This window comes from Candidatus Zixiibacteriota bacterium, assembly GCA_040753875.1.
In the GTDB taxonomy this organism is placed as follows: Bacteria; Zixibacteria; MSB-5A5; order GN15; family FEB-12; genus DATKJY01.
The window spans coordinates 114,256-126,388 of record JBFMDV010000032.1; the positions used below are offsets into that span (position 1 = coordinate 114,256).

The 12,133-nt window shown below is 54.1% G+C and carries 11 protein-coding genes; 6 read left to right on the forward strand and 5 right to left on the reverse strand.

The window, feature by feature from the left end:
• The first annotated feature begins 15 nt into the window (after positions 1-15).
• Entirely contained in the window at positions 16-1,182 is a 1,167-nt protein-coding gene (locus AB1644_12195) for an aminotransferase class V-fold PLP-dependent enzyme (GenBank protein ID MEW6051804.1), read from the forward strand.
• A 16-nt stretch (positions 1,183-1,198) separates the two neighbouring features.
• Here the strand turns inward: AB1644_12195 and AB1644_12200 are convergent, their stop codons facing one another.
• The 4 genes from AB1644_12200 to AB1644_12215 are packed head-to-tail and all read right to left on the reverse strand — an operon-like array spanning position 1,199 to position 4,468.
• Positions 1,199-2,251 (reverse strand): SGNH/GDSL hydrolase family protein, encoded by a 1,053-nt coding sequence (locus AB1644_12200; protein ID MEW6051805.1) that lies wholly within the window; start codon positions 2,249-2,251, stop codon positions 1,199-1,201.
• Between the two features lie 27 nt (positions 2,252-2,278).
• Positions 2,279-2,440: a DUF5989 family protein gene (locus tag AB1644_12205; protein ID MEW6051806.1), complete on the reverse strand. Its 162-nt coding sequence runs from the start codon at positions 2,438-2,440 to the stop codon at positions 2,279-2,281.
• A gap of 44 nt (positions 2,441-2,484) precedes the next feature.
• A complete protein-coding gene (locus AB1644_12210) occupies positions 2,485-4,221 on the reverse strand; it encodes a carbamoyltransferase (protein MEW6051807.1) in 1,737 nt (578 codons plus the stop codon).
• A gap of 1 nt (position 4,222) precedes the next feature.
• Positions 4,223-4,468: an SxtJ family membrane protein gene (locus AB1644_12215; protein MEW6051808.1), complete on the reverse strand. Its 246-nt coding sequence runs from the start codon at positions 4,466-4,468 to the stop codon at positions 4,223-4,225.
• 101 nt (positions 4,469-4,569) lie between these two features.
• On the opposite strand from AB1644_12215, the gene AB1644_12220 reads away from it, so the two are divergent.
• The 5 genes from AB1644_12220 to AB1644_12240 all read left to right on the forward strand — a co-directional run bounded on the left by AB1644_12220 (position 4,570) and on the right by AB1644_12240 (position 10,047).
• Positions 4,570-5,607, forward strand: coding sequence for an NAD-dependent epimerase/dehydratase family protein (locus tag AB1644_12220; GenBank protein MEW6051809.1), 1,038 nt, complete (start codon positions 4,570-4,572; stop codon positions 5,605-5,607).
• A 213-nt stretch (positions 5,608-5,820) separates the two neighbouring features.
• The gene (locus AB1644_12225) at positions 5,821-6,669 is read left to right on the forward strand and encodes a glycosyltransferase family 39 protein (protein MEW6051810.1); all 849 of its coding nucleotides are present in this window, start codon (positions 5,821-5,823) and stop codon (positions 6,667-6,669) included.
• A complete protein-coding gene (locus AB1644_12230; protein ID MEW6051811.1) occupies positions 6,647-7,615 on the forward strand; it encodes a tetratricopeptide repeat protein in 969 nt (322 codons plus the stop codon). Before AB1644_12225 ends, AB1644_12230 begins: the two co-directional genes overlap by 23 nt.
• Before the next feature lie 267 nt (positions 7,616-7,882).
• On the forward strand, positions 7,883-8,773 hold the full coding sequence (locus AB1644_12235; protein MEW6051812.1) for an ABC transporter ATP-binding protein: 891 nt from the start codon (positions 7,883-7,885) through the stop codon (positions 8,771-8,773).
• Complete coding sequence (locus AB1644_12240) at positions 8,773-10,047, forward strand: ABC transporter permease (protein ID MEW6051813.1); 1,275 nt, start codon at positions 8,773-8,775, stop codon at positions 10,045-10,047. The genes AB1644_12235 and AB1644_12240 overlap by 1 nt, the downstream gene beginning before the upstream one ends.
• Positions 10,048-10,320: 273 nt before the next feature.
• Here AB1644_12240 and AB1644_12245 read toward each other — a convergent pair whose 3' ends face one another.
• Positions 10,321-12,117, reverse strand: a complete 1,797-nt coding sequence (locus AB1644_12245; protein ID MEW6051814.1) for a S8 family serine peptidase — start codon at positions 12,115-12,117, stop codon at positions 10,321-10,323.
• Between the last annotated feature and the right edge of the window lie 16 nt (positions 12,118-12,133).

A 12,133-nucleotide genomic window follows, 5' to 3' on the forward strand; every position in this document is an offset into this window, starting at 1 on the left:
TCGGATGAGCTATCTATGACTGACGATCTAAGATCCAAATTCGAGAGCGCCCGAGCGCTGTTTCCGCATACGAAAGAGGTCGTGTATTTTAACGCGGCTTCGTACGGTCCGTTCGCGTCCTCGGTGCAGGCGGCGATCGATGAAAATATCCGCATCCGCTTGAATGCCGCCACTGATGATTCCCATTATGCATTCAGTGTGGCTGATGAACTTCGCTCAGACTATGCCGGTCTGATCGGCGCCACCAAGAAACAGGTAGGCCTGGGCCTGAACACGACCTTCGGCTTGAACATAGCGGCGTTTGGTCTGCAGCTGAAGAAGGGGGATGAGATTCTGATGTCGGATATCGAGTTCCCCGCCGCCGTGTATACGTTCAAAGCAGCCGCGCAGACGCGCGGGCTCAAGGTTCGGCTGGTCAAGTCGCACGAACGGCGGTTCGATATCGATGAGTTGGTGAAAAGTATTCGTCCGAAGACTCGTGTGCTGGCGCTTTCTTACGTGCAGTTCTTCAACGGATTCAAGAACGATCTCAGAACTATCTCCGATATCTGTAAGAAACACCACATGTACTTTGTGGTCGATGGCATCCAGGGGATGGGAACGGAGCCGCTAAATGTCCGCAAGCTTGGTATCGATGTCTTCGCGTCGGGTTGCCAGAAATGGATGCTGGCGCCGCAAGGGTGCGGATTCTTTTATCTTTCTGACGAGGTCCGGGACAGTATCAAGGCGCCGTTTATGTCGTGGTTAGGAGCTGACTGGGGGATGAAATTCTCCGACCTGTTCTATTTTGACAAGCCTTACTTCGATTCGGCCCGCCGATTTGAGATGGGGTATTATGTAGTGCTGAATCTGGTCGGTATGAAAGCGTCGGTGAAAATCTTTCAAGACCTGGGGATTCCGAATATCCAGAAGCACACGCACGCGCTGATTGACCGGCTGGTGACCTATTTGAGAACAAATTCCCATTATCGCATCACGTCGGATTTGACCTCGAAACACCGCTCGTCGATCTTCACCTTCACCTGCGAAAACGTGCAGGCGCTTCACCGCCGAATACTTGACCACAAGATTATTCTCGTAAATCGAGAGGGATCGATACGAGTGTCGTCACACCTGTACAACAACGAGGCGGACATCGGCCGGCTGATCGAGGTGCTGGACCGGTTCTCAAAAACCGGGTAGTGTCACATCAATCGCTTCACCGCGGGACGACAACTTCAGCGATTGTTTGTGCGGCTACCCCATGCCCTTTGGCGTTGAAATGCGTGCAGTCGGCATACGGGTCATCCCATAGATCGCTCTGTTTATCGAATGCCTCCTGCAGGTCCACCAACTCGGTTTTCTCATACTGTGACACCAGCCTGATCTGATTCTGATATGCCGCGTGCATGGTATGCAGAGGGGAAACGGATTCCTTGAAGTAGATGTGCAGCGAGGCGATGGGTGGAATCACCAGCACAGGACGGCAATTATTCCGGCGGGCGAGACGAATAATCTCCGTCAGGTTTTTCTTGAACCGGTCCGGTGGGACCCGGCGAACCGCCAGCGGGTCATCGAGCGCCACTATCTTCTGCTTCTCCGTGGCGGACAACACCACCTTGCGCATGAACTGGTATAATTTCAGACGTGAAAACAGGTTCTGTGCCGCCAGGATCAATCGTCCGGGCGGCTGTTGTCTATCGTCGCTGATTCCTTGGCCGGCGGGAGCTTCGTCATTCCAGGCAAAAGTGATGAGTACGATGTCAGGTTGAAGCACGAGCAGTTCGTTTTCGAAATAGCGCCAACCCTGTAACGACGAATATCCCGGCACACCGGCATTGACCACCTCGATTGACTGTGTCAGAATCCCCCGCTTTAGCATCTCCTGCAGCCGGGTTGTCCAGATCTGTTCCTGACGAACGCCCCAGCCGAAGGTGCATGAGTTGCCGAGCGTCAATATGCGTACTCCGTTCTTCGTTCGTGCAATCTCAGGCCCGCGCATCCCAAGTGAGTTGATCCGGTAATCGAGATCGCTGAATCGCCGTGAGCTTATGGTCTGATTCTCCCGGAAGCGCCAAAAGAGCATGGGGTCTTTCTTGTAGACATCGGGGAAGTCGATATCACGATTGACCGGGAAGAACTGATTCTTGTAGTAGAGGTCCGGATCAATAAACCGAAGTGCGAGTTCGGCAAGCGCCAAAAACAGGCAGACTGACAAGACAGAGGCGGTGAGCTTGAACGCCAGTGAAGGGGTCGGATAGTTACTGGTCATGCGCCCGGTGTGCCGTGTCAACCGATGCTAAAACAACGAATAGATAAGAGGCGCCAGCGCCGATGATTCCGTAAACACGATCAGGACCGACAGGAACAGCAACAGCGCCAGAATCGGCCCCAGCCACCATCGCTTGGAGTGACGCAGAAAATAAAGCGTTTCCGAAAACAGATGCCAACGTCGGTGCATGAGGTTCACCTCCGCAGATCTATGATAATTGAGTTCTGTTCGACTCAGTCGCTCGCGACTTGATAGAAAAACTTGGCCCGGATGTCGTTCGAGATGTCTGACTTGTTGATAATATACTCACCGAGGAGCAAAATGTCAACCCCTCCCGAGCAGAAGGTGGCAAATGCCTCCTCGGGGCTGTTGACGATTGGGTGCCCGCGCAGGTTGAACGAAGTATTCAACAGGACCGGCACGCCGGTCAGACGGTCGAAAGCGACCAGCAGGTCGTACAGGACCTGGTTGTCCTTACGGCTGACGGTCTGGATTCGGGAACTGTTGTCGACATGGGTGACAGCCGGAATCACGGCTCTCTTTCCTTCGCGCACGGTGAAATTGAAAATCATATACGGGGCGTCTGTATCGCACTCGAAATACTCGTCCACCCGCTCCCGAAGAACCGCTGGCGCGAACGGCCGGAACGGCTCCCGGTATTTGACCGCCGCGTTGATCTTTTCTTTCATCGTGTTGTCCCGCGGATCAGCCAGGATCGAACGAAAGCCGAGCGCTCGTGGCCCGAATTCAGCCGCCCCCTGATAAAATCCCACGATTCGGCCGTTAACCAGTTGGTCCGCCACGTAGGCAAGTCTATCATCGAGAGGTTCGTGGCGATAAGGGACGCCGTTCTTATCGAGAAACGCCTTGATCTCAACCGACGAGGATTCCGGCCCGATGCCAAAGAACGGCTGGGATTGCTTCTCTGCCCCGGTAAGTTTGTAGTAAGCGTACAATGCTGCTCCCACAGCGCCACCGGCGTCCCCTGAGGCCGGCTGGACGTAGATGTCCGAAAACGTTCCCTCGTTCAAAAGCAAACCATTAGCCTTGCAGTTGAGCGCCACCCCGCCGGACATGCAGAGCTTGTCGAGTCCAGTCTCTTTACGGACATGACGCGCCATGGTGAGGACAACCCTCTCGGTAACCGCCTGTACCGAGGCCGCCACGTCTTCGTGAAACGACTCGATGGGTGATTCAGGGGACCTTCGCTTTCGTCCGAACAGTCTCTCAAAGCGGCCGTTTATCATTCTCAGGCCATGATGATAGTCGAAATAACGCATATTCAGATGGATCGAGCCGTCATGGTGGATTGTCACAATCTTCTCTTCAATGAGTTCGGCAAAGCGCGGCGTGCCATACGGTGCCAGTCCCATTACTTTATATTCCGCCGAGTTCACCTGAAAACCGAGATACTGAGTGAACGCGGAGTACAGAAGCCCCACCGAGTGGGGGTAATGCATTTCGGCCAGCAAGCGCACGCGGTTGTTCTCGCCTATCCCATAGGAAGCGGTGGCCCACTCGCCGACCCCATCGATTGTCAGAATCGCGGCCTTGCCGAATGGAGAGCCGAAAAACGCGCCGGCTGCATGGGAAACGTGATGCGGCAGAAAGAGGACTTCGCCATTATAGCCGAGTTCTTTCCCGATCACCTGCTCCACCCAGAGTTTGCGGCGAAGCCAGATCGGCATAGAAGCGAGGAACGCACGATATGACCGAAACGGTGTAGCCAGGTAGCCGGTCAGTATCCTATCGAACTTGGTAAACGGCTTGTCGTAGAAAACGATCGTGTCGAGCTGGTTGATTTCGATATTCGCTTTCTGAAGACAGAATTGAACCGCCTGTTTTGGGAGTTCAGGGTCATGCTTGATGCGGGTGAACCGTTCCTCGCTGACTGCGGCGACCAGGGTGCCATCGACTATCAGCGCGGCGGCGGCATCGTGATAGAAGCATGAGATTCCCAGTATTCGCATATCAACTCAATCGCCGCATGGAGTCCAGGTCCGGCTCGCTGTCGGTCATTGGTTTCCAATTGGTCGGTTTACGCAGGTATGATTGCCTCGTCTCAAGCGGGTCCCAGCCGAACAGGCGCATGAGAATCCCCCAGGGTGATATCACCAGGAAATACACCAATGTCAAAATGACGCCGGTCTGGAACCGGCCGATGCGATGAGCCAGCCGTTTCCAGCGATCCCAGAGCTTTCGCAGAAGATTCTTCATTTTGATCGACTATGTTGGAAGCGCCCGGGCGACACGATGTGTCGCCTCATATAATATAGCACAATGGGCCAATCTTGCACATATTATCGGCCGAGAGTACCATGACCACCAGCCAGCCTAATATCCTCGTGACCGGCGCTTCCGGGTCGCTGGGCAAGCAGTTGCTGTATACGATGACCCGAAAGGGAATCCGCCCAATCGCGCAAGTCCGGACCGATTCAAATACCGCTTACATTGATTCTCTCGGACTGGAAAAACGGACCGCCGACTTACGCAACAATGCCGACCTGCTCCGGTTGGTGGCGGAGATAGACTGTATTATCCACACCGCCGCGTGGGTCAATTTCCGCCAGGACCGTCTCACCCAGTTCACCGGGCTCAACACGTTCGGAGCGGTCAACCTGTACCTGGCGGCCCGAAGCGCCGGGGTGAAGCGGTTCGTTCAGGTTTCGACGGTCGCCGCTGTCGGCGGGCTGGAGCGCAGCGCCAAAAGCGCCGACACGGCTGTGCCGACTCTGATCAACGAAGATCACCAGTTCAATCTGGGGCATTTGCGGATTCCTTACATCATGACCAAACGCGCGGCGGAGGAGGAATTGCTGAAGCAGTGGCGAGCGGGGGGACCGGAGCTGGTGATTGTCAATCCGGCGATAATGGTGGCGCCGTCGCGAACCGGCGATGACAGAGGCAAAGCAGTGAAGACGTTCGGTCGCTTCTTATTGCCGGACCTCCCGAACCTGGTAAACCTGGTAGATATGCGGGATGTGGCCCCGGCCATTGTCGCTGCCGTCTCACAGGGGCGCTCCGGCGAGCGGTATATCCTTGGGGGCGAGAATATCACCGCGCGCGATCTGATCGTATCGGTCTCGGCGCTTCTGGGCAAGTCCCCGCATCTGGTCAAAATCCCGCGCTGGTTTCTGAACATGTCGGCGCACTCCGCTGCCGGTTATGCCCGGTACATTGGCCGGTCGAAAATATCATTCTACCCTGATCTGGTGAAACTGGCGGACTATGATTGGGCGTATTCGTCGGCGAAAGCGCGCGAGGAGCTTGGATTCCGCCCCCGCCCGCTCCAAACGACCCTGCAGGATTTGCTGATGAATAACTTTGTGGGGACATGGCAGAAACCGGAGAAATAATTACAGCGTGCAGACGGCAACCCGTGGAGGTCAAGACCCCGTCTGAGGATTAAACGCCGGTAGGGGTCTTGACATCTGGCGGCACAAAGGGGTGACCTTTATTAAACGCAGAATCGTCCGTATATTCATAGCATGAGGAAACGTGGCGATTCATGCCAACGCCGTTTGTCGAAGGACCGGGGCAAGGCGCCATCGCGTAGCGTATGGCCATTTATGCTCGTCGGTCTCTACGTGTTGGCACTCGCACTTCGCCTCGTGTACTTGGTGGAAATACAGGATCTTCCTACATTCGATACCTCACTCCTCGATGAGCAGTACCACCTGCAACTTGCGAGACAAATCTTATCGGGCAGCCTACCTGCAGAACCCTATTTTCGCGCTCCACTCTACCCATATTTTCTGGCAGGTATTGTAGCAGTTACGGGGGACGAGGTTTGGTGGCCACGCGTTCTCCAAATAGTGGTGGGAGCATTCTTGCCAGTACTCCTGGCCTACTTGGGGCGAAAGCTCTTCGACTGGCGGATTGGAATTGCAGCCGGGGTCGTGGCCGCAATGTATCCCAGCTTTCTCTTTTACGAGGGGTCTCTGCTCATAGAGTCGATTATGCCTGTAGCTATCATCCTGCTGTTAGTACAGTTACAGCGCTGCCGCGAAGTAGGGTCGTTTGCGTCTTTCTTGATTGGGGGCATTCTGCTGGGTGTGAATTGTCTGCTCAGACCAAACATGCTCCTGTTTGTCCCAGCGCTGCTCCTGTGGTGCTGGCTTGTGTTCAATCCCACCCTCGGTTTCGCAAAAGCTTTGAAGAGATACCTGGTTCTCGTTTTCGGCTGTGCCATTACAATTGCGCCGGTTACCCTGCGGAATTACGTCGTATCCGGCGATCCGGTGCTGATTGCCTGGCAAGGTGGAATCAACTTTTACATCGGTAACAACCATAATTCGAACGGATGGTCTGCCGGAGTCCGAGAATTCGGTTCTTCTTGGGAATCCCTTTACTCAAGTCCAGTAGCTCTTGCCGAAAAGGCTCTGGGGGGGGCAGTTGCAGAAATCCGATGTATCTGATTACTGGTACGAACGAGGGTGGTCGGAAATTCGGTCGGACATTGTCCGTTCGTGCGGCCATTTACTTCACAAAGTCCGACTTTCCATCAACGGCTATGAGATTCCCAACGATTTCAGCATCTATGCGGTTCGTGACTACTCTGTTATCCTTCGAGCGACAGTGTTTGCGGTCGGCGTTTTTTTCCCCTTTGGGTTACTCCTGCCTTTGGCTGCGGTAGGGATACTCCTCTCAATCCGCGACTGGAAACGCTTTATGAGCCACTATCTACTCCTCTTAGCGTATGGTGCGACTCTGGTTATCTTCTTTGTCAACGCCCGGTTCCGAGAGCCCTTGATCCCGGTTCTAATTCTATTTGCGGTCTATGGTGGCAACAGAATTTGGCAATGTATTAGGGCACAGAACTGGAGGCTGCTATTCGGTGCGCTTGTTCTCCTGGTATTAACTGGCGTCGAGTCTAACAGTTACCGGCTCGAAATCTCGCAAGATCGCCTACGAGCATACGACTTCGCACAGCTTGCCAAGGCAGACGGAATCAAAGGAGATATTCATAATGCTATTTTGAACTATCGTAGAGCTTTGGAGTTGTTCCCGAATTACGCCGACGCGGCAAACTCGCTGGGGTACCTTTTGGTGCAACAGAAAAAACTACCCGAGGCATCCGATCTCTTTCGGAACGCTATTGCGATGGACTTTGCCAATATTCTCGGCCACCTGAATTACGCCGCGACATTAGCGGATCTCGGACAGATTGACTCAGCGATAATTGAAATGAGGAACGCTATTCGAATGCTCCCACCCAATGACACTTTGCACGCACAACTCGGCTTTTTCCTCGCGAGAAAAGGGGAGGAACTCGAAGCTATCACGGAACTCGAGGAGGCTTTGAGGATCAATCCCCAAAACAGTGCTGCCAAGCGGCTATTGGAGAGAGTTCGAAGTCAATAGAAGTCATTTGATGGGACCGGGTCATGCAGTTGGCCTGACCAATCTGTGCCAAGGCTGAAATTAGTTGGCACAGCGGGGCGGCGTTGAAGTGCCGTCAGGTGTCTCGGCCTGACGGCGCTTCGTTTCAACCGGTTGTCGGGCAGGGACGCCCGACACCACGTCAAAAACTACTTAATCGGGACGTGGCAGAAGCCTGAATAGCCAGGGCAAAGCCGGCTACTGTTTTCCAGCAACCCGCCTGATATCCTTTTCGTATATTCCCCTGGCATGATTTCCGTCAAGAATCTCCGCAAACAGTATGGACAGTTGGTCGCTGTCAACGCTGTTTCTTTCGATGTATCAAAAGGGTGCATCTTTGGTCTGCTGGGACCCAACGGTGCGGGGAAGTCAACGACTATCAACATGCTTGCGGGGCTGCTCACTCCGGACAGCGGCTCGGTTCACATTGATACTGAAGGTGACCCGGCGAACCCCGAAGTTCGCAGAAAAATCGGAAATGCGCCTCAGTCCATCGCTCTATACGAGGCTCTGACCGGCGAAGAGAATTTGCGGTTCTTTGGACGGCTGTACCATCTGCACGGCCGGCAGCTTGCGGAGCGTGTTGCCTGGGTACTCGATCTGGTCGGTCTGACGGAACGAAAAAGTGATCGTGTCGAAACGTACTCCGGTGGCATGATGCGTCGGCTCAATCTCGCGTGTGCATTGGTCCATGACCCGCCGATATTACTGCTTGACGAGCCCACTGTTGGTGTCGACCCGCAGTCACGCAACCTGATATTCGTCAAGATCGAACAACTGAAGGCCGAAGGTCGCACTATTGTCTACACGACGCACTACATGGAGGAGGCAGAGCGACTCTGCGATGTGGTGGCCATCATCGATCAAGGCCGGATACTCGATTTGGATACAGTGGAGCGACTGATTCAGAGGCACGGTGGAAACGCCATGGTTGAGGCGGAACTGCTTCCGCATTCTGCCAAGCCGAACATCCCTGGTGCGGTGATCAATGATACCAGCCTGCGCTTTGCCTCAGTAACACCGCTTGAGGACATCGCCCGTTTGAGTGAGCAGGGAATCCTGTTCCGAACGCTGCGCATCGAACGGGCCGATCTGGAATCGGTATTTCTGAATCTCACCGGGCGGAGGTTGAGAGACTGATGGGCACCATTCTGTCAATCGCCCTGAAGGATCTGCTGCTGCTCAGGCGGAACAAGTTCGCCCTGATCTGGGTGGTGGCGTTTCCGTTGCTCATGGCTCTGTTTTTCGGCTCGATCTTTTCCGGCGAGAGCTCCGGCTCACGGTCGCTGAAAATCGCCTTTGTCGGTGATCAGTCGATATCGAGTGAAGAGTTCTTCACTGAATTGAACAAGTCTGAGGTGCTGGCAATCCGCCGCCTGCCCCTCGATTCAGCCCTTGATTTAGTGACGCGTGGCAAATTATCCGCCTATGTTCGCTATTTCGCGGTTGACACGTCCGGGAGCAGCATGTTTTCGATGGGGCGCGATTCGATCGAGGTTGGCATGGACCCATCGCGTAAGACCGAGTCGGCCTATTTGAAAGGGCTCATCGCTCAGGCCTATTTCGCGCGGATGCAACGGAGGTTCACGCAGCCGTCGTCATGGCGCACGGACATAGGTAAGGGTCTCAAGCAGATTGACTCAATCGGCGACCTCGATTTCGGACAGAAGGGGATGTTGAAGGGAATTCTCGGAGACCTGGATTCTTTCCTGGTCTCTATTGACACGCTGGTCGATACGGCGGAAATCCGTAACAGTGGGCCGTTTGGGGATCCGAAAATCCGCTTCGAAGAGGTCACTCGTCTTGACCGAAAACCCGCCACCAGTTGGGAAATAGCGTTTCCGCAGTCCCTCATCTGGGCGCTGATCGGCTGCGCGGCAACCTTCGCGTTGTCACTCCTGATCGAAAGGATACGGGGGACCTACACCCGTCTTCGTCTGGCGCCAATTTCTCGCGGACAAATACTGGCGGGCAAGGGACTTGCCTGTTTCGCAACTTGTGTTCTTGTCTGCTCTCTCTTCATGCTCATCGGAGCGGTCTTTTTCCACGTTCGGATTGAATCGCCGGGAATTCTCGCGGCCGCTATCGTGTGCGCGGCGCTCTGTTTTGTTGGGATAATGATGTTGATCAGCGTGCTCGGGAAGAACGAGTATACGGTCAGTGGCGCGGGATGGGCTATTCTGCTGGTTTTCTCCATGACCGGCGGGGGGATGATACCGCTGATGTTTATGCCCTCGTGGATTTCAGCTGTCAGCAATTTCAGCCCGATGAAATGGTGCATTCTGGCGTTCGAGGGGGCGATCTGGCGCGGCTTCACCTGGGGGGACATGACGCTGCCGCTGGGAATTCTCCTTGCGATTGGCACTCTCGGATTTAGTATCGGTGTAATCGTGATGGCGAAAGCGGAGCGATAGCGGTGAGCGTTTAGCTCTTTCGCGGTATTATCCACCCGTTCTTCACGTACTCAAATCCAATATGCTCATAATACCCCTCGGCAGTCTCAGCCGCTTGAAGTGCCGTCAGGTGTCTCGGCCTGACGACGCTTCGTTTCAACCGGTTGTCGGGCAGGGATGCCCGACACCGCTTCAAAAACAACATAATCGGGACGTGGCAGATGCCTGAGAAATGATCACAGATTGCAGGCGGCAGGCTTTGGTCATTAACACCTGCCGCCACTTAGTTGCGAATCAGAACTGGTAACACGGCTTCACCGGCGGATCGCCGATCCCGAGTATGATGTAATCGATCAGAAGCTGGACGTCAGTAATGTCGACCAGCCCGTCACAATTATAGTCCCCCAGCAAATGACTGGGAAAGAAATCTGGACCGTTAAGAAAGACGTACTCAACAACGGCAGTGAGGTCGCCTATCTCAATGGTGCCGTCATTGTTGGCGTCGCCGTGAGCTATGGACAGCACGGCGCGGAAGGCATCCACACGACCGTAGCCAAACGTGTCGTTCGGCACCGTGGCGCCGATGGGCACCGCACAACTACATACTATTGCATACACCTGGTCAGAAGTCAACATACTGTCACGTGATAATAGGAGGCTGGCAACACCTGCAACTATAGGCGCTGAGGCTGAGGTTCCACCGAATCTGCAGTCGTAGTCTTCATCGTTGCGCGGCTGAAGCCCGCAACCCCAACTTACATATTCGCCACAAAATTCCTGGGTACTTGGGTTATATCCAAGCGTGTCCATCTGGTCGAGCGTGAATACGTCACCCTTTAGACACAAATCCCCTGAAGGTGCTACGAGATCCAAGTAAGGACCGATTGAGCTGTACGCCCACAACTGATCCTGTAAATTCACCGCGCCAACCGAAAGGGCGCTATTATCATAGCCGGGCCATGCCATGATTTCTGGACCGCAATTGCCTGCCGCAAAGACTACAATACTGCCTTTCCCTCCGCGGCCATCATTGAAGGCCCGATGCATGGCGTCAGGAAGCGCGTCATAACCGACAAGTATCGCACACCAGCCCCAAGAACAAGTGAGAACGTCTGCACCGGAGAGGTAACTGAAGGTCACTGCTTCAGCGCATTCTTCTGGTGGCAACAGCCACCCACCCTCTATGATCATCCGAACTGGCATAATGCGTGCGTGAGGGTTTAGGGAAAACATGCCCGTTGAAGGATATGTGCCTTGTAGGCTGTCATTCGTATGCGCAGCCGCGATTATGCCGGCACAAGCTTCGCCGTGGCCATCAATTGGATGCGGAGCCGGGTTGTAATCGTTGTCAACAAAGTCGTAGCCGGAGGTGATTCGGGCAACAGGTAAGTCCTCGTGATCAGTAACTCCATCGTCAAGTACCGCAACCACTACGTCATTCGTCAAGCCTGCAAAGTCCCAAACAGTTGCCTCGTTGAAACTGCCGATGATCTTCTTCAGATGCGCCTGGCGATACGAATAATGGTCGAAGACCTTGTAGCTGAACACGGAACCTCTTAGCCCAGTGGCTGGATAAGCGTATCGCGTACCTGGGAGCGCATAATACTCATTGGCTAGTTGTACGATCCCCTTGTTTGAGGAAGGAGTATTGACGAGTAGAAACACATTGGGCATGCCAAACAACTCGCGCTCAATCAGTACGCCACTGGCCGCATTCACGCTGTCAGTGTACTGACGTGAGATGTTTTCTTCATACGCCACGCAGATTCGGTCCGAGAAATAGGCGGGATGTCCGTCTTCAATGCGGTAGTATGGTTCAATCAGATATACAGACGGATTTGATCGAAGCGAATCCAGCCAACTTCCTTCACCGAGCATAACCTGCAACGAGCATGGCAGAAACCCTCTGGTTGGAGGTTCGAGTGAAATGACAGAGTGTATTGCTCCAAGCCCTGCAATCACGGAGTCAAGTTGTTGTTGCGATAGCGTAGAATCGAACTTAACGAGCAGTTTGGTAGAATCGATGGACAGGGAGATTTGTTGACCTTGAGAGTAAAACTGGTGCTGAAAGTCATATGCGAAGCTTGTCATGCAAAGGAGTGTGCAG